General features: G+C 42.8%; 21 protein-coding genes and 1 tRNA gene. 14 read left to right on the top strand and 8 right to left on the bottom strand.

Annotated features, from left to right (window positions below):
- Nucleotide 1 precedes the first annotated feature (1 nt).
- The 6 genes from O6P32_RS04715 to O6P32_RS04690 all read left to right on the top strand — a co-directional run bounded on the left by O6P32_RS04715 (nt 2) and on the right by O6P32_RS04690 (nt 4,694).
- The gene (locus tag O6P32_RS04715; protein WP_269877097.1) at nt 2-289 is read left to right on the top strand and encodes a TraL conjugative transposon family protein; all 288 of its coding nucleotides are present in this window, start codon (nt 2-4) and stop codon (nt 287-289) included.
- Nucleotides 267-1,562: a conjugative transposon protein TraM gene (gene traM / locus O6P32_RS04710; protein WP_269877096.1), complete on the top strand. Its 1,296-nt coding sequence runs from the start codon at nt 267-269 to the stop codon at nt 1,560-1,562. The genes O6P32_RS04715 and traM overlap by 23 nt, the downstream gene beginning before the upstream one ends.
- A gap of 34 nt (nt 1,563-1,596) precedes the next feature.
- Nucleotides 1,597-2,532, top strand: coding sequence for a conjugative transposon protein TraN (gene traN, locus O6P32_RS04705; RefSeq protein WP_269877095.1), 936 nt, complete (start codon nt 1,597-1,599; stop codon nt 2,530-2,532).
- 3 nt (nt 2,533-2,535) lie between these two features.
- On the top strand, nt 2,536-3,117 hold the full coding sequence (locus O6P32_RS04700; protein ID WP_269877093.1) for a conjugal transfer protein TraO: 582 nt from the start codon (nt 2,536-2,538) through the stop codon (nt 3,115-3,117).
- 13 nt (nt 3,118-3,130) lie between these two features.
- On the top strand, nt 3,131-3,577 hold the full coding sequence (locus O6P32_RS04695) for a DUF3872 domain-containing protein (protein WP_269877092.1): 447 nt from the start codon (nt 3,131-3,133) through the stop codon (nt 3,575-3,577).
- Nucleotides 3,578-3,662: 85 nt separating this feature from the next.
- A complete protein-coding gene (locus O6P32_RS04690; protein ID WP_269877090.1) occupies nt 3,663-4,694 on the top strand; it encodes a hypothetical protein in 1,032 nt (343 codons plus the stop codon).
- A gap of 93 nt (nt 4,695-4,787) precedes the next feature.
- On the opposite strand, the gene O6P32_RS04685 is transcribed toward O6P32_RS04690, so the two are convergent.
- The 4 genes from O6P32_RS04685 to O6P32_RS04670 are packed head-to-tail and all read right to left on the bottom strand — an operon-like array spanning nt 4,788 to nt 6,320.
- Nucleotides 4,788-5,270, bottom strand: a complete 483-nt coding sequence (locus O6P32_RS04685) for a DUF7258 domain-containing protein (RefSeq protein ID WP_269877089.1) — start codon at nt 5,268-5,270, stop codon at nt 4,788-4,790.
- Nucleotides 5,271-5,281: 11 nt separating this feature from the next.
- Entirely contained in the window at nt 5,282-5,503 is a 222-nt protein-coding gene (locus tag O6P32_RS04680) for a DUF3873 domain-containing protein (RefSeq protein WP_068856479.1), read from the bottom strand.
- Nucleotides 5,504-5,523: 20 nt separating this feature from the next.
- On the bottom strand, nt 5,524-5,736 hold the full coding sequence (locus O6P32_RS04675; protein ID WP_269877086.1) for a hypothetical protein: 213 nt from the start codon (nt 5,734-5,736) through the stop codon (nt 5,524-5,526).
- Between the two features lie 50 nt (nt 5,737-5,786).
- Complete coding sequence (locus tag O6P32_RS04670) at nt 5,787-6,320, bottom strand: antirestriction protein ArdA (protein WP_120382151.1); 534 nt, start codon at nt 6,318-6,320, stop codon at nt 5,787-5,789.
- Between the two features lie 435 nt (nt 6,321-6,755).
- Between O6P32_RS04670 and O6P32_RS04665 the strand changes: the two genes are divergently transcribed.
- Nucleotides 6,756-8,168 carry a restriction endonuclease gene (locus O6P32_RS04665; protein WP_269877085.1) on the top strand — a complete coding sequence of 471 codons (1,413 nt, stop codon included), beginning with the start codon at nt 6,756-6,758 and terminating at the stop codon, nt 8,166-8,168.
- A gap of 229 nt (nt 8,169-8,397) precedes the next feature.
- Here the strand turns inward: O6P32_RS04665 and O6P32_RS04660 are convergent, their stop codons facing one another.
- From O6P32_RS04660 to O6P32_RS04650, 3 genes are all read right to left on the bottom strand, one after another.
- Nucleotides 8,398-8,931 (bottom strand): ORF6N domain-containing protein, encoded by a 534-nt coding sequence (locus tag O6P32_RS04660; RefSeq protein ID WP_269877513.1) that lies wholly within the window; start codon nt 8,929-8,931, stop codon nt 8,398-8,400.
- A gap of 22 nt (nt 8,932-8,953) precedes the next feature.
- Nucleotides 8,954-10,171 carry a site-specific integrase gene (locus O6P32_RS04655; protein WP_269877084.1) on the bottom strand — a complete coding sequence of 406 codons (1,218 nt, stop codon included), beginning with the start codon at nt 10,169-10,171 and terminating at the stop codon, nt 8,954-8,956.
- 272 nt (nt 10,172-10,443) lie between these two features.
- Nucleotides 10,444-10,516, bottom strand: a tRNA-Lys gene (locus tag O6P32_RS04650).
- 269 nt (nt 10,517-10,785) lie between these two features.
- Between O6P32_RS04650 and O6P32_RS04645 the strand changes: the two genes are divergently transcribed.
- The 3 genes from O6P32_RS04645 to O6P32_RS04635 all read left to right on the top strand — a co-directional run bounded on the left by O6P32_RS04645 (nt 10,786) and on the right by O6P32_RS04635 (nt 13,415).
- A complete protein-coding gene (locus tag O6P32_RS04645) occupies nt 10,786-11,460 on the top strand; it encodes a zinc metallopeptidase (protein ID WP_269877083.1) in 675 nt (224 codons plus the stop codon).
- A 114-nt stretch (nt 11,461-11,574) separates the two neighbouring features.
- Nucleotides 11,575-12,951 (top strand): histidine--tRNA ligase, encoded by a 1,377-nt coding sequence (gene hisS / locus O6P32_RS04640; RefSeq protein WP_269877082.1) that lies wholly within the window; start codon nt 11,575-11,577, stop codon nt 12,949-12,951.
- Nucleotides 12,948-13,415: a nucleoside deaminase gene (locus O6P32_RS04635; RefSeq protein ID WP_269877081.1), complete on the top strand. Its 468-nt coding sequence runs from the start codon at nt 12,948-12,950 to the stop codon at nt 13,413-13,415. The genes hisS and O6P32_RS04635 overlap by 4 nt, the downstream gene beginning before the upstream one ends.
- Before the next feature lie 406 nt (nt 13,416-13,821).
- On the opposite strand, the gene O6P32_RS04630 is transcribed toward O6P32_RS04635, so the two are convergent.
- Nucleotides 13,822-14,319 carry an NUDIX hydrolase gene (locus O6P32_RS04630; protein ID WP_269877080.1) on the bottom strand — a complete coding sequence of 166 codons (498 nt, stop codon included), beginning with the start codon at nt 14,317-14,319 and terminating at the stop codon, nt 13,822-13,824.
- A 355-nt stretch (nt 14,320-14,674) separates the two neighbouring features.
- Between O6P32_RS04630 and O6P32_RS04625 the strand changes: the two genes are divergently transcribed.
- The 4 genes from O6P32_RS04625 (at nt 14,675) to O6P32_RS04610 (ending at nt 23,071) form a co-directional block, all read left to right on the top strand.
- Nucleotides 14,675-15,544: a calycin-like domain-containing protein gene (locus O6P32_RS04625; RefSeq protein WP_269877078.1), complete on the top strand. Its 870-nt coding sequence runs from the start codon at nt 14,675-14,677 to the stop codon at nt 15,542-15,544.
- A gap of 7 nt (nt 15,545-15,551) precedes the next feature.
- The gene (locus O6P32_RS04620; protein WP_269877077.1) at nt 15,552-16,250 is read left to right on the top strand and encodes an HmuY family protein; all 699 of its coding nucleotides are present in this window, start codon (nt 15,552-15,554) and stop codon (nt 16,248-16,250) included.
- A gap of 38 nt (nt 16,251-16,288) precedes the next feature.
- Nucleotides 16,289-18,439 carry a TonB-dependent receptor gene (locus tag O6P32_RS04615; RefSeq protein WP_269877076.1) on the top strand — a complete coding sequence of 717 codons (2,151 nt, stop codon included), beginning with the start codon at nt 16,289-16,291 and terminating at the stop codon, nt 18,437-18,439.
- A gap of 213 nt (nt 18,440-18,652) precedes the next feature.
- Nucleotides 18,653-23,071 (top strand): cobaltochelatase subunit CobN, encoded by a 4,419-nt coding sequence (locus tag O6P32_RS04610; RefSeq protein WP_269877075.1) that lies wholly within the window; start codon nt 18,653-18,655, stop codon nt 23,069-23,071.
- Nucleotides 23,072-23,074: the final 3 nt, after the last annotated feature.

Raw genomic sequence — 23,074 nt, 5'->3', positions numbered from 1 at the left:
TATGGAGAGGAAGCGAAATTACATTGAAACGGTGCGGGACTGGGCGGATGAACGCCTGCGCCGCCTGTGCGGGCGTATCACGCCGGGCAAGCGGCTGGCGGTCATCCTCGTGATGTCCGCCCTGTTCGGCGGCTTGTCCCTCTATATCACCATTTCGTCCATTTACAACATCGGGAAACGGGACGGGCAAAGGCTGCAAATCGAACACATCCGGCAGTTCCCGCTGCATGGTAACGACAGTATCAATTTAACAAACAGACCTGAATATGGAAGAAGTACAGAAAAATGAACCGGGCAGACAGCCCGAAAAGGAGAAGAAGCCCAAATGGGAACTTTCCCCGAAAGAGGTGCAGCGGCGCAGGAAAATGATAGTCTTCCCGCTGATGTTCCTCGCCTTTACAGGGTGCATGTACCTGATATTCGCCCCCTCCGGCAAGGAGAAAGCGGAAACGGAAAGCGTGGGCGGTTTCAATGCCGACATCCCGCTGCCCGCAGAGGACGGGATTATAGCGGACAAGCAGACCGCCTACGAGCAGGCGATGATGAGCCGGAAACGGCAGGACAGGATACAATCCCTTCAGGACTTCGGTTTCATAGGGGACGATGAAACCGAAGAACCACAGGCGGAAGCCGGACTGATGCCGGAAGAAGATCCGAAGCCCGTGCGGGGCGGCGGCGCTTCTTCCTCGGCGACCGCCTACCGGGACATCAACCGCCAGTTGAGCACGTTCTATGAAACGCCCCCGGAGGACAGGGAAAAAGAGGACTTGAAACGGCAGGTGGCGGAACTGACCGAAAAGCTGGAACGTCAGCGAGAAGCCACGCCCACCGCTGACGAACAGATGGCTCTATTGGAAAAGTCATACGAGCTTGCCGCCAAATATGCAGGCGGCGACAGGCAGGCGGCACAAGTGCCAGTCGTGGGCGACATCGAAAAGAAGCCGCAAGCGGTGTCCGTGCAGGCAGTACGGGACAACGCCGTTTCAGGGCTGCAACAGCCCATGAGCGATGCCGATTTTATCCGTGCTTACAGCCAGCCACGCAACTACGGCTTCAACACGGCGGTAGGAACGGGCTACGCAATGGGCAGGAACACGATAGCCGCCTGTATCCATCAAGACCAGACGCTGACGGACGGGCAAACGGTAAAACTCCGTCTGCTTGAACCCATGCAGGCGGGCAGCATCGTCATCCCGAAGAATACCCTTGTGGCGGGTACGGCAAAGGTACAGGGCGAACGTCTCGACATACTGGTGTCCTCGATAGAGTATGCGGGAAACATCATCCCGGTGGAACTCGCCGTGTTCGACACGGACGGGCAAAAGGGGCTTTCCGTCCCGTCCTCGATGGAGCAGGAAGCGTTCAACGAGGCGATGGCGAATATCGGCAGCGGGCTGGGTACAAGCATTTCCTTTACGCAGAACGCCGGGCAACAGGTGGCGATGGACGTTACAAGGGGGCTGATGCAGGGTGCGTCCGGTTACCTTGCCAAGAAGTTCCGAACCGTGAAAGTGAAGCTGAAAGCCGGGTACAGGGTGATGCTTTACGCCAAACAGCAATAATCATTTGACAAACCACTAAAATTTCCAATTAACGATGAAACAGATTTTTGTAATGTGCGCCCTCCTGCTGGGCGTGTGTGCGGCAAACGCACAGGAAACCGACACGGTGAAGTATGCGGCAGGCAACGACTTGTACCGGGGTATCACCCGAAAGCTGCCTTACCGACAAATGGTAACGCCCTACGGCGTGGAAGTGACTTTCGCCAAAACGGTGCATATCATTTTCCCCTCCGCCGTCCGCTATGTAGATTTGGGGAGCAACCACATCATAGCGGGCAAGGCTGACGGTGCGGAAAACGTAATCAGGGTGAAAGCCACGACAGAGGGCTTTCCGGGAGAAACGAACTTCTCCGTCATCTGCGAGGACGGCAGCTTCTATTCATTCAACGTCAAGTATGCCCGTGAGCCGGAAATGCTCAACATCGAAATGAAGGACTTCTTGGAAAATGAAGATACGTCCGACTTTTCGCATACCCGCATGAACATATATTTCCGGGAACTGGGAAATGAAAGCCCGCTGCTGGTAAAACTGATAATGCAGAGCATCTACAAGAACAATGACCGTAAAGTGCGACACTTGGGCAGCAAGCGTTTCGGCATACAGTTCTTAATCAAGGGGATTTACACCTATAACGGGATGCTTTACGTGCATACGCAGACGAAGAACAGTTCCAACGTGCCTTTCGATACGGACTTCATCAAGTTTAAGATTGTCGATAAGAAAGTGCCCAAACGCACGGCTATTCAGGAAACGGTACTGGATGCGGTACGCAGCTACAATGAGGTGATAGAGATTACCGGGAAAAGCACCGTCCGGACGGTGTACGCCCTACCGAAGTTCACCATCCCGGACGACAAACTGCTGCTGGTGGAGCTTTACGAGAAGAACGGCGGTCGGCATCAGACCATACGGGTGGAGAATGCCGACATCGTGAACGCCGAAGTGATAAACGAACTGAAAATAAAGTAGGGAATGAAGAAACACATCTTTATAATGACACTCTTTGCGCTGTGCCTGCATTTGAACCAGGCACACGCGCAAAGATACCTTCCGGGCATGAAAGCCTTGCAGGTAACGGCGGGCATGGCGGACGGGGTACATTGGAACTCCGACACGGATTTTGCCTGTCATTTCGGGGCGGCATACAGCGTCTATACCAAGAACGCCAACCGCTGGGTGATTGGCGGGGAATACCTGCATAAGAAGTATGACTACAAGGATATGCGCATTCCGGTAGAACAGTTCACGGCGGAGGGCGGCTATTACCTGAAATTCCTTTCGGACAGGCGAAAGACCTTTTTCCTCTCGCTGGGGCTGTCGGCTATTGCCGGGTATGAAACCAGCAACCGGGGCGACAAGCTGCTGCCGGACGGGGCTACGCTGCTGGACAAGGACTGTTTCATCTACGGCGGTGCGCTAACGCTGGAACTGGAAACCTACCTGACCGACCGGGTGGTGCTGCTCGTCAATGCGAGGGAACGTATGCTGTTCGGCTCGGACATCGGCAAGTTCCACACGCAGGTAGGCATGGGACTGAAATTCATTATCAACTGACCGCTATATAATAATGTATATGAAGAATGTAATGTATAAAATCATCGTGGGCTGCTACATCGTGGCCGCCCTCGTGCTTGTAACCGCCTGTAATGACAGCTTGGACATTCAGCAGGCTTACCCGTTCACGGTGGAAACGCTGCCCGTACCCAAGAAACTGAAAGTGGGCGAAACAGCCGAAATACGCTGCCAACTGGTGCGTGGCGGCGACTACCAGCCTACGACCTACCAGATACGCTATTTCCAGCCTGACGGCAAAGGAAAGCTGGAAATGGATAACGGTACGGTGTTCCTGCCCAATGACCTGTACCCGCTGGAGAAAGAAACATTCCGGCTCTACTACACATCGGCATCGACAGACCAGCAGACGATTGACATCTATATCATCGACAGCTTCGGGCAGATACAGCAGATTTCGTTCTCATTTAATAATGATAGTAACGAGAATAAAGATTTCTAAATTAACTTATTAAAGCATTCGGCAAAGTATTGTTGAATGCTTTAATTGCTAAATTTGTGGTCGAAAGAACTAATTGTAAGAAATTATGGAATATAATAACTGTTTAATTTGCAATAAGGAAAAGGCAACAAAGACCAACTCACATTTGATTCCAAGTTTTATGATTGCAAAAGTGTGTAGTTATGATGGTAGTGGAAAACGAGATAAAGAAGTAATGTTTACAATGACTTCTTATGAAGACAAGGTATATGTAGGAGCTGTTCCAGACACAAAATTAGATGAGCTTTTCAATCAAGAAAAGTTAACAGATGAACGTATTAACCAAGAATTAAAAAACAATACAGCATCAAAAGATTATATTTTTTGTCCTAAATGTGAGGCTAACTTATCTAAATATTTAGAAACGCCTTATGCTGAACATTACTCAAAAGGAAAATCTATTCAATCGGACATAGCTTATTTCTTTTGGTTGTCTATTGTTTGGCGAATGGCTGTTTCAAGACAATTCCAATTTGCTTTACCTGAAGATATTGAATCAAATTTAGGTGAATGTTTAAACGAGTATATAGAATCGGTTGCTAATAACCAAGATGTTACTCCGATTATAGAAAAATGTAAATTTTCTTATCGCTTACTGCGATGTTCTTCGTATCTTCCTAATGGCTTAGCATATTTAGGCGGAAGATATAAGGAAAATACTAAAATTCTAACTCTTACATTGGGAGATACCATACTTTGTGCCAATTTTGACAAACAGAATACTGAATTGCCCAATGATTATACTTATCTTGGTTTGGAAGATGTAATAAAATCTGCTCCTGTTAATTTTGGAACAGACTCACAGGTATGCGTAAATGTAGAAAATAAAGCATTTGAAGATGCCATGAAGCAGATGGTTAAAGAAACTGCATTTAAGCGATTGCTAAATGAAAAAGAATTAGCCGATAAAATTTGGAATGTAGTAGGATTATCAGGTAATATGCCGGATGAAATATTTCAATCTTTTATGGAACGGTTATATTCAGAAGAAGAAAAGCAAGGAGATAGAAAAACCGCTGAACGGTATGTACAAGTTTTTAATGAAACATTAGAGTCTTTTGGTTTTATAGGACTATAATTTTAAGAGAATAAAATTATAAACACGGTTTCTTTGCTACTTTATTTCCCGGCACTCATGAAAGAAAGTAGCGGCATTTCTGCCGCCTTTGTATCAACTGGTTTTAAGGCTCTTTACAGGTACATATTTCTCTAACCATTCCTTTACCTGTTCCATGTTATATTCTCCCGTTATGACCGCCGTATGTTCGTTTATGGATACGAACCTGACACTTTCATAGCTGTTTACCCAACCTTGCAGGGAACAGACACCCCACGTTTCAACATCTTCAAAAACGCTGCGGTCTATCCGGCTGATAGGCTCACCGAAAACTACTGTCATCGTCCGAAAGTCCGGTTCGTCTGCCAACAGTCGCAAATGGTGCAGCGTGCCGAACTCGTCCGTCTTGCGTCCCCATGCCCAATCTTCCGTGTACAAATCATCGCCCCACTGCTGCGGCTTATCGAAATGCACTTTCACGTTTACAGAATACTTGTTTTCCTCGATGTCCTCAATAACGCCCGTTACCATCATGCCCGTAAAAATACACTCGCAACGTCTGCCGATTAGGTTCTTGTTTATTTCTGTCGTTTTCATACCCTTAAAATTTATCTGTTATTACCCTGTTCTTTCTTTTCTATCCATTTATCCCGCCTGTGGCGGCACTCTGCCAGCGTTTTAGCCACTGTGGAAAACAGTTCCCCGTCCGTGTGGCGGTAGTCGTACTGGTAAAATATCCGTCCCTTGAATGCGACCGGACGGTATTTTACAAACTTTTCCTCTCCCGGTGCTTGGGTGATGCTCACCCCGTTTCTGTTCAATGATTGCATGATATTCTGTTTTTTATTCGTTATATACTCAATAGTGAAAGCAACAGCAGGAAAAGCAGAGCCACGCACAACGCATAAAACGCCGACAGGCAGACCCGGAGCAGGAGACAGGCGGCACGAAATACAAGATATGCCGTTACCGCCGTGATTGCTCCGGCTGTGCAGGCGAGCCGCCACACAAGGCAGAACAATAACACCCGCAGGATGATTTTATAAATGCTTTTCCGTTTCATCGTTTCTTTGTTTATTCGGGCAGGGCTTTTAACCCCGCCCGAATGGTCGTTTAAGCCGCCCGGAATACAAACCCATCATCAAACCAGTAGTCGCACATGAACAAATCACGGGCAAACTGTTTGTAGTCGAAATAGGTTTTTGCGAACTCCGGCAGGTCGTAACATTCTTCCACGATTTGGTAGGCGAAATCTTCTTCATCGTCATATTGTCCCTGATATTCGTCCTGAAAGTCCCGTACAAGGTCGTCCGCATCTTCCTCGCTCAAATCATGGCTTTTGTAGTTGCACCACACGAAAAAGGCTTCCTGTTCGGTGTCGCCCAACTTTTCCACCGCATCCCGCAAGGTGAAGAAGTTCTCGGAAATCCAGCTTTCGCCGATTAGGTTTTCCGGTACGTTCTCCCAGTCCTGAAACATATACTCCGCATCTTCCTCGTCCTTGTGAAGCTCCCGGCAGGCTTCGTAAAAATCTTCCTTGTCCGAATAGTCCGACAGGTCAAGCCATGCCCCGAACAATGAACCGTTGTTGTACTTGCCATAAGTGCCTACATAAACTCTTGCTTCCGATAATGTTGCTGCTTCCATATCCTGTAATTTTTAAGTTTTTAATTTTATGCGGATTTGAGAGGTGAGGGAGTTGAAGTTTCACTGAACTTTTTTCCTGTTTCCCGTAAATCCGACTTTTTTTTTATGCGTCTTCCGGTCGGGTCGGTCGTTTTCGTTTCACATAGGCTTAAAAGTGCAGGGTTTAGAGTTTGCAGGGTTTTGTGGAAAAAATACCTCGCAACGAATGTCGCAGGGAAGATTTTTTCGCCAAACCTGAAAAGGCTTGACCTTGCAAACCCGTGAAGAACACGTAACTACCTTTGCCTATTGAAATGATAAAAACGACCTCCCGGCTGGAGGACTGCTTAATGAGGAAGATTTACAGGTTGGGGAACAGGAAACAATGTTAAAAATGAATTGAGCGGGGACTTATTCTGTGGTTATTTATGTACTTTTGTCAAAAGCAAATAAGTTATGAATATAAAACTATATATACTAGGGGCAAATAATGACGACAAGGGTTCTCAACTAGAAGAATTAACAACGTCAATCTTAAAAAGACAAGGGTATAGAAACATCTCAACTAACGCAATTTATAGCGGTGGTAGCGAAATAGATGCTATCGCAACGCACACTAATCCTTTAGGTGTTAGCGAAATTGAGTATCCCATTATTTGTGAGTGTAAAGCTCACAATAAACCTATCAATATAAATGATTGGCTAAAGTTTATTGGTAAAATTTACCTTGCGAGATTTAATAAGCCTCAGACTATTGGATTAATGATAGCTCTTTCGGGCGCAAATGGCAACGTTATAGGTTCTTATAATGAGATAAAAAAACATGAATTCGTTCATCTTATTGCAAATGATGATTTAGTATCTCTTTTGATTGAAGAATTTTCTTTATCACAACCTAATTATATTGAAAGATACATATCACAATACACGAGTAAAAAAATAGCAGAAATAGGGCTTATATATTATTCAAAATGTGTGTATTGGGTTGTAAATTTTATAGAGGGTGGGTTTACCTTATTAACCCATAATGTTGACACCTTAAATAGAGGAAACTTAGATAAGTTGCTACCATTACTATATTCTAATACTACATTTTCTAACTATATTGATATTCAGGCTGAATATATAGCAATCAATAGACGATCAACTATTGATAAATTAGCTTTAAGTATTTTAATGGATGAAGAGCAAGCGTTATCAATTGAAGAATTAATGAGAAAGACTCAAAATGTTGCAACTGATTCATATCAAGATTTTAGCATTCCTGAATTTACGTCTATTTTGATTGAAAATAAATTTATTCAGAATAATTCAGGGATGTATTCTCTAATCCCAATAGAAGATATTGATTTTGTAGAATTTTACCGTTATATTTTCACGAATACTGTACCTCTACGTATTTTAAGTAGAGACTTATATTTAAGGATGATAGATGGACATCTTTTAGAAAAAATATGTACAGTACAATATTGCATTAAAATCCCCGAAGAAAAGAAAAAGGATTGTGTTTTTTTATTACAGCATTCGCCTTCTGCTTTATCTTATGCAATAAATGAAGATAAAGCCATTACTCGTTATCGTTCTCCAAATGGAAATACGCTAGCTACTAATATTGATAAAGGACATACAGATTGGTTTCTTCACAAAATAATAGATGCCTTTATTCAAGATTATCATAATCAAGCTTTACATGAATTGTATTTGGATGATTATAATATTTCATCAATTTGTATCAATCTTGTTTTAGAAATAGTTAAAGATAAGGATGATAAGAGATTAATTAACGATCGAAAAGAACTACATTTAGCGCATTTAGCTGGAGAAGAATATAAAAATCAAGTTGTTCTTATCTCTAAATTGCCTGAATAGTCTATAAATGCAAGGGTGTCGGAAGCCCGTCTTTCGATACGCTTGTGCGGGTTTCCGAAGGCTCTTTTCACGAAAAACAGTCAGCCATGCCCCGCACGGCTGGCGTTTCGGGGAATGTGCTGGAGGAAAAGGGGAAAAAATGCGGGTAGTCCGGTGGACTGCCCGCAAGATGAATGGAAACCACTTGTTGGAATACAGTATATTAAACAGCATTTCGTTACCGAATCCGTTACCTGTCTGTTTCCGGTTCGTCATAGGTAACGAACCCGATTCTGCGGCGTTGCTTCTGATCTTGGGACTGGCTCAAAAGCTGGGTCAATGCCTGATAGATGTCGTTGAACTGTGCATCGGTGCTGGCTTCCAGTTCCTCGATGCGTTTCAACAGTTCTTCATACCCTGCGACCATCTGACGCATAAGGACAAATGCCCGCATGATGGAAATGTTCACCTCTATAGCTGTCTGGCTGCGCAAGACGGATGAAAGCATGGCTACGCCCTGTTCGGTGAAAGCCATAGGCAAGGTTGCGCCAAAGTTGTAATCAGAGGGTATCACATTTTGTGATACCCCTATGGATAACAATAAGTTGGCTTCCTCTTTCGAGAGGACGAACATAAAGTCGGACGGAAAACGACCGATGTTGCGTTTGACCGCTTGCTTCAAGGCTCGTGTTTCCACTTGGTAGAGTTCCGCTAAATGGAAGTCAAGCATTACCCGGCAACCCCTGACTTCAAAGATTTTGTTTTGAATGACCTGCAAATCCATAAACTTTAAGATTTTATTTTGATTAAATGCTTGTTTTCCTTTCATTCAGCCTTTGGGCGAACATATCCATGTCGGCACTCAGTTTGGTGTCTATGATTTTCGCATATATCTGGGTCGTCCTTATATTAGTGTGCCCTAACATCTTAGAAACGCTTTCAATAGGTACGCCATAACTTATACTAAGGGTTGCAAAACTGTGCCGGGCAACATGGAACGTGATTTTCTTATTTATTCCGCAAACAGTCGCAATCTCTTTCAAGTAATCATTCATCTTCTGATTACTGATAACAGGCAACAGTTTACCGTTGGGTAGTTTCCCGTCATATTTCTGCAAAATGGATTTGGGTATATCCAGTAATCGAATATTGGATGTTACGTTTGTTTTATGCCTTTTCTTAATTATCCACAAATTACCGTCAAATGACAATCTTATATTTTCGGGGGTCAATTCGCATACATCAACATAAGAAAGTCCAGTGTAGCAACTAAAAATGAATATATCACGAACCTGTTCCAGTCTTTTGCTGGCAAATGTCTTTTGATATATCCGGTCTAATTCTGCCTGTTCAAGAAAATCTCTTTCTACATACTCAAATTTCAGTTTATATGCCCCGAATGGATTAAAAGTAATCACTCCCAAGTTGTGGGCAAACAGAACAACAGTCCTAAACCGCTGTATAAATTTCATGGCTGTATTGTGGGTACACGGATAATTTTCTCGGATAAACAGGTAGAAGCCCTCGATGAACACGACATTTATTTCCCGAAAGGTAATATCTTCCAAATTATATTTATTGTGGATATAGTCTGCAAGGCGATTTTTGGTAAGCTCATAACGGGTATATGTTTTTTGCGTGGCTGTTTTCCCGACTTTCAGCGCATATTGTTCGTTATGCTGTGCGAACACTTGCAGGAGGGTCTTAGCCTTTTCCTCCTTGCCTAAAAAAATGTTGCGTACTTTCTCTGCTGTTACATAGCCATCCCGTTCTAAAATGGTTTGATAATGTCTGTGTAAGGTCGCCTTGATGCTATCCAGCATTTCATTCATGCGGGTAAATTCTGACCCTCTGCCAGTTACTTTTCCTGTTTGTGCAGACCAGTTCTTAGGATTGACTTCAAGTTTGGTGTTGAATTGGACTAATTTCCCGTCAATGGTAATACGTGCCATAATAGGCATATTACCATTCTTTTTTACTTTGTCCCGTTTCAGGAAGAACAATACTCGAAATGTTGATTTCATACCTCATTGTTTTAAGTTACAAAACTACTTTTATTAACTCATAATGAGATAAATGCAGGGTCGCCAATTTCCGACAACATTTCGCCATTTTCAGTCAAATCGTACCCCTTTTTTGAAGATTTTGTCAGGGGTACGAATAAGCCACTATTTTTTGTCTGTCAGTGACCTTTTCGTGGCGGTTAGGGTAGCCAAAAGGTAATAAAAAAAGTCCCACAAAATATTGATTTTGTAGGACTTGTCTTTTTATTGTCGCCTTTTGGCTTTTCTTTTTGTGATCCGCCTGGGGCTCGAACCCAGGACCCCAACATTAAAAGTGTTGTGCTCTACCTGCTGAGCTAGCGAATCAGACCTGTGTTGCATTCATTTCCTGATTGCGAGTGCAAAGGTATGGAGTTTTTTTGAAACCACCAAATATTGTAGCAAAAAATATCTCGAAAAAATTATGATTTTTCCATTATGTATTGAAAATGAGGCGTAAAATGACTTAAAGAAGTATTAAGAATACTTTTAATAATAGTCAAAAGAATCTGACAGATTTGTCAGGTTCTGTTTTTTCGGTATATTTGGCAATATATTTGTAGAAGATAGAGTAGATATTAATTAAAGAAAAAGTTATGTATTGGATTTTATTTATTGGTATTGCCATCATTAGTTATATTGTACAGGCCAGTTTGCAAAGTAAGTTTGAGAAATATTCTCGCATGGCCTTGGATAATGGTATGACAGGAAGAGAGGTCGCAGAGAAGATGTTGCGTGACAATGGAATTTATGATGTCACAGTGACCAGTACTCCTGGTATGTTGACAGACCATTATAACCCTACCAATAAGACTGTGAATTTAAGTGAGGGAGTTTATAATACTTGTAGTGTGGCAGCAGCTGCTGTTGCTGCTCATGAGTGTGGCCATGCTGTGCAGCATGCACGTGCCTATGCACCTTTGCAGATGCGTTCGGCTTTGGTACCGGTAGTGCAATTCTCCTCTTCCATTGTATCGTGGGTATTATTGGCAGGAATTCTTATGGTTAATACTTTCCCACAATTGCTTTTGATTGGTATTTGCTTGTTTGCCATGACTACGCTGTTCAGCTTTATTACATTACCTGTAGAAATTGATGCGAGTCGTAGAGCTTTGGCTTGGTTGAGTAGTGCTGGAGTGACGAATGCTTATAATCATACTCAGGCTCAGGACGCTTTGAAATCGGCTGCATATACTTATGTAGTGGCTGCGTTGAGTTCTTTGGCTACTTTAGTATATTATATCATGATTTTTACAAATCGTAGAGAGTAATAACTCATTTGTCGATAAAGAATATAGAAAACCAACTGTTTACTTGATAAGCGGTTGGTTTTTTTATTCTTTTCATGTAATTTTGTGCATTGAACTTAAAGATTGATTTGTATTATGGCAACAAAACCGGGTATTCCTAAAGGGACAAGAGACTTTTCGCCTGTAGAGATGGCGAAACGCAACTATATATTCAATACGATTCGTGAAGTTTTTTATTTGTATGGATTTCAGCAGATTGAAACTCCTTCAATGGAAAACTTATCTACATTGATGGGTAAGTATGGTGAAGAGGGAGATAAACTGTTGTTTAAAATACAAAATTCGGGTGACTACTTCTCGGGTTTGACTGATGAAGAATTGTTGAGCCGCAATGCGGTGAAGCTTGCAAGCAAGTTTTGTGAAAAAGGATTACGATACGATTTGACTGTTCCTTTTGCCCGTTATGTGGTGATGCACCGTGATGAAATCAGTTTCCCTTTCAAGCGTTTTCAGATACAGCCTGTATGGCGTGCAGACCGTCCTCAGAAAGGACGTTACCGTGAATTTTATCAGTGCGATGCCGATGTAGTGGGCAGTAACTCACTGCTGAATGAAGTAGAACTGGTACAGATGATTGACGCGGTATTCGGAAAGTTTGGCATTCGTGTGTCTATTAAGATTAATAACCGTAAGATTCTGACTGGTATTGCAGAAATTATCGGTGAGGCAGACAAGATTGTGGATATTACTGTAGCTATCGACAAGCTGGATAAAATCGGCTTGGATAATGTCAATGCAGAACTGGCTTCCAAAGGTATTCCGCAGGAAGCTATTGATAAGTTGCAGCCAATTATCCTGTTGAGTGGCTCGAACGAAGAAAAGCTGGAAACATTAAAGAATATTTTGGCTGCCAGCGAAACCGGATTGAAGGGAGTAGAAGAGAGCGAGTTTATCTTGAAGACTGTAGCTTCGCTTGGAGTGAAATCGGAGGTTGAACTGGATTTGACTTTGGCACGTGGCTTGAATTACTATACTGGAGCTATCTTTGAAGTAAAAGCACTGGATGTTCAGATTGGAAGTATCAGTGGTGGTGGACGTTACGATAACCTGACAGGAGTATTTGGTATGGACGGAATGTCGGGAGTTGGTATTTCTTTTGGAGCCGACCGTATTTATGACGTCTTGAATCAGTTGGATTTATATCCGAAGAATTCGGTAAACGCTACTCAGCTGTTGTTTGTGAACTTTGGAGAAGCAGAGGCTGCTTATGTATTGCCTATCTTGTCGAAGGTACGTGCTGCGGGAATCCGTGCTGAAGTATATCCGGACAGTACGAAAATGAAGAAGCAGATGAGTTATGCAAACAGCAAGGCTATTCCATTTGTGGCTATTGTAGGTGAGACAGAGATGAATGAAGGTAAGGTGATGCTGAAAAACATGACTACCGGAGAGCAGGCTCTTATTACTCCTGATGAGTTGGTGGAAGCAATCCTTAAATCAGAATCAATATGACAAAAGAAGAACTAATGCGTAAGGCAATAGAATTGTCCGAACGCAATGTAGCTGAAGGTGGAGGTCCGTTTGGAGCTGTAATTGCACGTAATGGTGAAATTGTAGCGACAGGGGTAAACCGGGTTACTCCCGATTGCGACCCTACGGCACATGCCGAAGTGAGTGCAATTCGTGCTGCTGCAAAAAAACTGAATACGTTTGACTTGAGCGGATGTGAAATCTATACCTCATGCGAGCCTTGTCCAATGTGCTTGGGTGCTATTTATTGGGCTCATTTGGATCGTATGTACTATGGTAATAATAAGGCAGATGCTGCTGCCATAGGATTTGATGATGCTTTTATCTATGAAGAATTGGATTTGAAGCCTGCCGACCGCAGACTGAAATCGGAAGTTCTGTTGCCTGAAGAGGCTATTCGCGCCTTCCAGAGTTGGGAAGCCAAAGAAGATAAGGTAGAATATTAAAATAAAAAGGGCTGTTTTTCATTCGGAAAACAGCCTTCATCTTTTCATTTGCTTTGTTCTTTACTCTTTAATAATGTATAGCATGTAAGCTATACATTTGTAGTACTTTCTTTGGAGTACTGTGCTTAATTGTTATCCTTTTTTACTTTAATCTTTTTGTAATGCCAGTAATTTATCTGGCTCCATATCCAATTACATGGATATTGTTTTTTTGCATTTCTTCTAATCCTCTTTTAAGGATGTCTTTAATCTTCATCATAGTCTTTTTACCTCGTTTTCATGTTTTACAACACAAAATTACTGCTTTTGGGGTTATTGTAGTATGTTGTAAAGCATAAAATAAGAGCAAAAGGCCGAATTCTTGATATAAATCAATTATTCGTTTGCGGACTGTTGCAAAGAGATTTCAAAAGCCGAGCTTCTTGAATTCATTTTCAAAATTGGGAGTAAAGATATTGTTTCCCAGGTTGGCCTTTATCTCTTCTATACTCCAGAATTTTCCTCCGTCCAATTCTTCGCTAGGGGAGATTGTTTCATTGTAAGTTGTCTTAAAGCAAAAAACTAGCTCCTTTTCCCGGTCTGATTCGAATACATAATGAATCAGTCGTTCAGGGGTAAATTCGCTGATGCCTAACTCTTCCTGTGCTTCCCGTTTTAAGGCAATGTCTACGCTTTCTCCTAAGTCGATATGGCCTCCTACTGCGGTATCCCATTTCCCAGGTTGAATGTCTTTCCATTCCGGACGTTTCTGTAAATAAAGTTCTCCCTTTTCGTTGAATACATGCAAGTGTACTACGGGATGCAGCAATTTGCTTCCGTTGTGGCATTCTCCTCGTGTGGCAGCTCCCGTGATGTTTCCCTCTTCGTCTACAATCGGGAACATTTCTTCGTTGTTGTCTATCATACTTATTGCTTATTTATTAGGCTTGTAAAGATAAAGCTTTTTCCCCACAGACGTTTACTGTAAGAAATAAAAAAGGTACAAAACTAATTTCGTGAAATCCTACCTGTTTCTTTAGTGGAATAGAAATGCAGTTTGCTCACAAAACTTCTGCTATGAGTATTTGTAGGTATATTCATATTGGTGAAAGCGTCTTTCTATGCGTATGGAAGGCTTTGAGGCCTGTTTCTAACAGTGAAAAAGGTTGTTAAAATTCATAATTTTTAGGTATTGTTGCTCCTTAGGGTTCGGTATACTTTTGTAAAGTAAAATAAAACAAGTATTCCGTCAAGAAGATTAATATAAAATATAAAGACAAATGAAACTTAAAAATTTATTCTTAATGGCTGCTATTGCATTGGGTGCGATGGCGTGTAGTAACAACAACGAACCGGGTATTGAACCTGTTGTTTTGAATGGAACTTACGACGGACTTGTGTCAATGAGTGTGATGGGGAAAAATATGGGAAATTCTTTCGTTTCTTTTAAAGTAACTTCGGTGAGTGATGGAGTAGCGAAACTTACAGTACCAGAACTTGGCAGTGGACCAATGACCATAAGTTCTTTCGATATCGAGGATGTTTCGGTGGTGAAAGAAGGAAACACGTATAAAATTTCCAAAAAAGAAAATGAATCTATTGTTGTAAACGAAGTGAACTATACCGTTTCGGATGTAGAAGGAACAGTAGAAAACGGTAAAGCTGATATACATCTGAAAATTACACCGGCAGCTATGGGGATGGCTATCTCTTTAGATTTTACAACAGAATATGCCGCCGATGCAGTAGTAGGTAAATGGGCAGGAAACTTGAACATGACGGTAGAAATGGGAGGGGGTAAAACCATGGAGATGGAACCGCTTGCAATGACTCTTACTGTAGAGAAAATAGATGATAATACGGTAACAGTTACTACAGAGGAGTTTGCTGCAATGGAGAATATGACAATTCCTGCATTTACGATAGAAGATGTAGCTGCGGCAAAGGCAGGAGGAAATACAGTTACTTTGTCGAAGGATGATTTTTCAATGGTTATAGGAGGTTCTAATTATAAGTTTACCTCATTTACAGGAGAATACAGCAAAGGTGTATTTACACTTCACTTTGGGATGACACCGGATGCGATGGCTGCCATGGGTATGAAAATCTCATGCACATTTACTACCGCCACATCTGCGGAAGAAGAATGAAAAACAGATGAAAACAAGATTTCATGTAATAGTTATGCTGGGAGTGATGCTTACTTCACTCTCGGCATGTGAAGGGATATTTCACGGTGTGTACGACGAGCCGTCTGTTAATGAACTTAATGAATTTGGTTTTATAGAAATAAATGATGAACAGCATTCCGGCACGATTTATATCGATGCCACCGATTATACCAAATGGATTTATATCGATTTGCATGCTCAAGCCATCGATTCTACCCGTATTGAAAACGAAAACGGAGTAGAGACACCTCTTGCTCCAGCGACTACGCTTCCGAAAGACTGGGATTTTGCCGTTCATCGTTACGATTCTAAAACGAATGGGGGAAAAGTTCTGGAAACCAATTCTACAGGTTTTGATGTCTTGATTGCTTCAGGAAGTATTCCTCAGGGAAACTATGTAGCTGATATAGAAACCACAGATAAGGTTACAATTGATATGAGTGGTATGATGGAAGGAAATATTGTATATGCCAAGTCCGACTATAACGCCGAACTGTCCAAGTGGCTGAATGTGGATAAGAGCAGTATGCCTCCGGTATATACGCTTTCTAATAAAGTTTATATTCTGAAGTTGAAAGACGGTACACATGCTGCTATCCGTCTGTCGGATTTCAAGAATGCATCGATGGTAAAGGGATTCATGAAGATAGAATACATTTACCCGTTTGATGCAGTGATAAAATAGGGAGTCGTAGGAAATAATAAGTAAAAACGAAAAATGTTATGTTGACAAAAAGAGGAATAAGTTTCTGTCTGGCTACGACTATATGTATTCTGCTGAGTCTTCCGGTCATGGCACAGCGCATCGTATCGGGTACGATACGTTCGGATGCCGATAAAGAATTGCTCATCGGGGCTACAGTTACCGTGAAGGAAAATCGAAAATTAGGAGCAACTACCGACGAAAACGGGCATTATACCCTTCGTTTGCCGGATAATAAAGAATATACATTAGAGGCTGCCTATATAGGTTATGCTACGAAAGAATGCAAACTGAACACGAAACAGAAAGGAACCGTAGACTTTGTGTTGGAGGAAGACATTATTGGCATGGAAACGGTAGTGGTGACCGGAACGCGCACTCCGCGTTTGTTGAAAGATGCTCCTATTGTAACCCGTGTGATTACTGCAGCAGACATCAGAAAGGTAGATGCAACGAATATCGGGGATCTATTGCAGGCACAGTTGCCGGGCATTGAGTTTTCTTATTCAATGGATCAGCAAGTGAATCTGAATTTGCAAGGGTTTGGAGGAAACTCTATCTTGTTTCTTGTAGATGGGGAACGTTTGGCTGGTGAAACATTGGATAATGTAGACTACTCGCGTCTGAATCTGGATAATGTAGAGCGTATTGAGATTATCAGGGGAGCAGCTTCGTCGCTTTATGGATCGAATGCCGTGGGAGGTGTAGTAAATCTGATTACACGCGATTCAAAAGATCCGTGGAATGTGAATCTGAACGGACGTTACGGTGCACACAATGACCAACGTTACGGAGGAAATGTATCGTTTAATTCCGGTAAATTCAGTAATGCAATTCATGTACAGCATACTTCGGCCGATGCCGTGGATTTGGGAGAAAATGGAGACTATACCCGAATATATGCCAGCAAGACATGGAATTTCAAGGAACAGCTGGTTTTTACCCCTGTTGATAAAATGAAACTGACTGCGAAAGCAGGCTATTTCTTTAGAGAAAGAGAAAAAACAGCTGTAGATGCCGACCGCTATCGCGATTATTCGGGAAGTTTGAAAGGAAGTTATTCTTTTAATAAGAAAAATAACCTTGAGGTATCGTATGTGTTCGATCAATACGATAAGAGTGACTTCGATGGAGTGAAGCGACTCGATATACGCGATTACAGTAATGTGCAGCATACTTTGCGTGCACTATACAGCCATACTTTCTTTGGTAAAAATACGTTGATTGTGGGAGGTGACTATATGCGCGACTATCTGATGAGTTATCAGTTTACGAACGAAGCTGGAAGTTATGCCCAATATACGGCCGATGCTTTTGCACAGTTTGAAATTAATCCTACCGATTTTCTGAATATTACCACTTCTTTGCGATACGACTATTTTTCGGAAGCAAAGGCACAGAACTTTTCTCCTAAGTTGGGACTTATGTACAAATTAGGCAATTGTTCTTTACGTGGTTCGTATGCGGTTGGATTCCGTGCTCCTACTTTGAAGGAGATGTATATGAATTTTGATATGGCAAGTATCTTTATGATATACGGCAACAAGAACCTGAAGTCGGAAACCAGTCAGAATTTCTCTTTGTCGGCAGAATATATTAAAAGTCGCTACAACTTTACGGTGAGTGGTTATTACAATATTGTAGACAACCGTATCGGTACAGCTTGGGACAATTCGTTAGGTGGGATGGTTTATACCAATATCGCAAAAATAGATATTGCCGGACTCAATGTGGATGCTTCTGCCAAATATCCGTGTGGAGTGGGGATACGTCTGTCGTATGCCTATACGTACGAACATGTAAAAGATGGGGGGATTAATTCGTCCGGAACACGTCCGCATTCTGCAACGCTGAATCTGGAATATGGAAAAGACTGGAAGCATTATGGTTTCGATGTTGTGCTGAACGGGCGCGTGCTTTCTGAAACAGAAGTGAGCCAATACATCAATATGGCAAGTCCTGATGCGGGAACCTATCGTACGGAGTATCCTGCTTACACGATTTGGAAACTGAATGTATCGCAACGTGTATGGAAAGGGGTAAGTGTGAATCTTACGGTAGATAATTTGCTGAACTATCGTCCGTCGTATTATTATAGCAGTACGCCAAGTACTACAGGAACCACACTTGCTGTAGGGGTATCGCTGGATGTGGGCAAATTTTTTAAATGAACAGATTCAGGGATAGTCTGGTAAAATCATTTTCCGATACATCGACAATACTTCATTCTACGTCGTTGAACCGGTAATCTACATCGTTGTATGTGTATTCGGCGTCGTTGTTTCTTCGTCCGACGACGTCGAATGAAGTATAAGATCAATAATCCCCCCTTCTTCTTTCTATTCCGTAAAAAGATTTTATCTGTAATATAAAAATAAAGAGACATGAAGAGAACAAAGAAAAAACTGGCATTGTGTGCCGGCTTGGCTGCATTGTTGGTAGTGCTCGTCGTGGGGTGGAACTGCTGGTTCAGCTCTACGAAAGTGGCATTTATTAATTATCAAATTATTAACTTAGGAGAAATTTCGAAAGCAAACGATAACTCGTTTATCAAAATCAGCGAGTTAAGCGTAGACGAATTGGACCGCATTGGCAGTTATGATATGGTTTTTATCAATGCCATGGGGCTTCGTATTACCGAGGAACAGCGGGCAAAGATTCAGGAGGCGGCAGACGGAGGGGTGCCTGTGCTTTCTACTGCCGTAACAAATCCTGCCAATGATATCTGTTCGCTGGATTCGGTTACTTCTGCTCCTTTGCGTGAGTACCTGGCAAATGGCGGACGCCGTAACTATCGCAGTATGTTGAACTATGTACGTAAAGTTGTAGACGGTAAATGGATTTCTATTCCCGAACCGGAGGCTTTGGTAGAACGGTCTAATGATATGATTTATCATGCCGATCCGGAAAATCCGGACAATGAGCCTTTGGGATTCAATACGGTAGCTGCGTATCATGAATTTCTGAAAGCAAATGGATTGTGGAAGGAGGATGCGCCGCGTGTTGTTGTTACAGGACAGATGGGAGAACCGGCCGATTTGATTAAGAAGTTGGAGGAAACTGGAAATATAGTTTATCCGGTACGTTCGATGATGGCTTTTGTGAAGCATCATATCGACTCTGTACAACCTTCGGCTGTCATCAACATGGCACATGGCCGGATGGGGGATTATATTGTAGACTATCTGTCAAGGCAAAATATTCCGCTCTTTGCCCCACTTAATACAAACCGTCTGGTAGAAGAATGGGAAAACGATCCGATGGGTATGAATGGCGGTTTTCTTTCGCAAAGTGTGGTAACTCCTGAAATAGATGGTGCAATCCGTCCTTTTGCTCTTTTCGGACATTACCTGGATGAAGAAGGACTACAACATGCTTTTGCTATTCCCGAGAGACTGGAAACTTTTGTGAAGACTGTGAACAATTACATCTGTTTGCAGAGAAAAGCCAATTCGGAGAAGCGTGTTGCGGTGTATTATTATAAAGGTCCGGGACAGAATGCACTGACTGCGGCCGGAATGGAGGTCGTTCCGTCTCTTTACAATTTGCTGGTACGCATGAGGCAGGAAGGATATAAAGTTGAGGGTTTACCGGCAAACAGCCATGAACTGGGTAAAATGATTCAGGAGCAAGGGGCTGTATTCAATCTGTATGCCGAAGGTGCGTTTGATAAGTTTATGAAAGAAGGACATCCGGAACTGATTACAAAAGAACAGTATGATGCTTGGATAAAGCAGAGTATCCGCCCCGAACAGTATGCAGAAGTAGTGAAAGCTAATGGAGAGTTTCCTGGTAAATACATGGCTACCGCCGACGGAAAGCTTGGAGTGGCCCGTTTGCAGTTTGGTAATGTAGTACTACTTCCGCAGAATACAGCTGGCGCAGGTACAAACTCTTTCCAGATAGTACATGGTACTCATGCAGCTCCTCCTCACACTTATATCGCTTCTTATCTGTGGACTCAATATGGATTCAAGGCAGATGCTTTGATTCATTTCGGTACGCATGGCAGTTTGGAGTTTACTCCAAGAAAACAGGTGGCTTTGTCTTCTCAAGACTGGCCGGACCGGCTGGTAGGTGCTTTACCTCATTTTTATATCTATTCTATCGGCAATGTGGGAGAGGGTATTATAGCCAAGCGTCGTGCATATGCCGGTTTGCAGTCGTATCTTACTCCTCCATTCATGGAAAGCAATGTGCGTGGTATTTATCGTGAACTGAACGAGGCGGTTAAAAACTATAATAATCTGCTGGGAGAAGAAAATTGTAGTCGGGAAGCATTGGATAAAGCCTCGTTGAAGGTGAAGGAATATACCGTAAAATTGGGTATTCATCGCGACTTGGAACTGGATAGTGTGTTGGTACATCCGTATACGGAAGAAGAGGTGGCACGTGTGGAAAACTTTGCCGAAGAACTGGCAAATGAAAAGGTAACCGGACAGCTTTATATAATGGGAGTACCTTATGAAAAGGAAAGAATTGAGTCGAGTGTATATGCAATGGCAACCGAGCCAATTGCCTATAGCTTGATGGTACTCGACAAATTGCGGGGAAAGGCTGATGCGCAGGTAGAAAAACATCGTACGGTATTCACAGCCCGTTATCTGAATCCTGCCCGCGAACTTGTAACTCGTCTGTTGGCTCATCCGGAGTCAGGGACCGATGAATTGGTTTGCCGTATTGCCGGTATTACGAAACAAGAACTGGAGAAAGCTCGTGAAATAAACAATTCCCGTAAGGATGGTGATGGAATGTTTGCCATGATGATGGCTGCTGCCGAAGAAATGAATGCTACTCCACGTAAGATGATGGAGGCAGGACAATCGTCGGAACAGACAGTTCATGGAAAAAAAGGTAGTGTTGCCGGATTTATGCACGGGAAAATGCGTGAGCTTGCCAAAACAATGGATTCTAAAAAGGCAATCGAACTTGCCAGAAAAATGGGAGCTGATGCAGAGGCTATCCGGAAAATGGAGGCAGCCATGAGTAAACAGAAGGGTGAAATGCATAAGGCTGATAAGCGTGCTGCTAAACAATCGCAGAACGTAAAGAACGGGAGTGGCGGTATGGCGGCAATGATGGGCAAGATGATGAAGAAAAAAGAATATAGTAAAGAGGAAATAACCCAGGCATTGTCTGTTATCGAAGTAGAACGGACCATAAAAAATGTAGGTAATTATCGGAAAGCTTTACAGGAAAGTCCGGAAAAAGAACTTGGAAGTCTGATCAATGCACTTGAAGGTGGTTATACTCAGCCGTCGGCAGGTGGCGATCCGATTGTAAACCCGAATACTCTGCCTACCGGCCGTAATCTTTACTCCATCAATGCCGAAGCTACTCCTTCGGAAGCTGCATGGGAGAAGGGGGTTCGTTTGGCGAACAATACGATTGATATGTATAAAAAACGGCATAATGATTCTATACCTCGTAAAGTGAGTTATACATTGTGGAGTGGAGAGTTTATAGAAACCGAAGGAGCTACCATTGCACAGATATTGTACATGTTGGGAGTAGAGCCTATACGGGATGCATTGGGACGTGTCAGCGATATTCGTCTGATTCCGTCCGAAGAACTGGGGCGCCCTCGTATTGATGTGGTAGTTCAGACCAGCGGACAGTTGCGTGATTTGGCTGCTTCCCGTCTGTTTCTGATTAACCGGGCTGTAGAGATGGCAGCTGCGGCCAAAGATGATCAATATGAAAATCTGGTTGCAGCCGGAGTGGTTGAGGCAGAACGTGTTTTGATAGAAAAAGGTTTGACACCAAAAGATGCGCGTGAAATGTCTGCGTTCCGTGTCTTTGGAGCGGCAAATGGGGGATATGGCACGGGTATTACAAGTATGGTTGAGGCTGGCGACCGCTGGGAGAGTGAAAGAGAAATAGCCGATACTTATCTGAATAATATGGGGGCTTATTATGGAGATGAAAAGAATTGGGAAGCCTTTAAGCAGTTTGTCTTTGAAGCGGCGCTGACCCGTACGGATGCTGTGATTCAGCCTCGCCAAAGCAACACATGGGGGGCATTGAGTTTGGATCATGTGTATGAGTTTATGGGAGGAATGAATCTTGCCGTACGTAACGTAACAGGGAAAGATCCGGATGCTTACCTGAGTGATTACCGCAACCGTAACAATGTACGTATGCAGGAAGTAAAAGAGGCTATCGGAGTAGAAAGCCGCACTACCATTTTCAACCCCAATTATATTCGTGAAAAAATGAAAGGAGAAGCAGGTTCTGCCGCTTCCTTTGCTGAAACCATCCGTAATATTTATGGATGGAATGTGATGAAGCCTAAGGCTATACACAAGCAAATGTGGGATGATATATACGATGTGTATGTAAAAGATAAGTATCATCTGGATATGAAAGATTTCTTCGAACGACAAAGTCCGGCCGCCCTGCAGGAAATAACTGCCATCATGATGGAAACAGCCCGTAAAGGAATGTGGAAAGCAAGTGAGCAACAACTGAAGGATATAGCCGAACTGCATACGGAACTGGTAAACAAGTATGCTCCGGCTTGTTCGGGCTTTGTTTGTGATAATGCGAAACTACGCGAATTTATCGGCTCGAAAACAAATGCACAGTCTGCTGCCCAATATAAAAAACAGATAAGCGAAGTTCGTGAATCTGTGGCTGAAACGGGCGATAAAGGTATGTTGATGAAGAAAGAAGAGATGAATCCGATGCAATCGGAGGAACATACCAATACTTTGAACAATACGATTGTGGCGATAGCTGTAGTCGGAGTTGTGGCAGGATTGATTGTCTTGGTGCGTCGGAAACGTAAACAACAGGAATAACGG

The organism is Phocaeicola acetigenes (assembly GCF_027529745.1).
Lineage (GTDB): Bacteria > Bacteroidota > Bacteroidia > Bacteroidales > Bacteroidaceae > Phocaeicola > Phocaeicola acetigenes.
The sequence above is the reverse complement of the archived record's forward strand: the minus strand, read 5'-3'. Positions and strand labels throughout refer to the sequence as shown.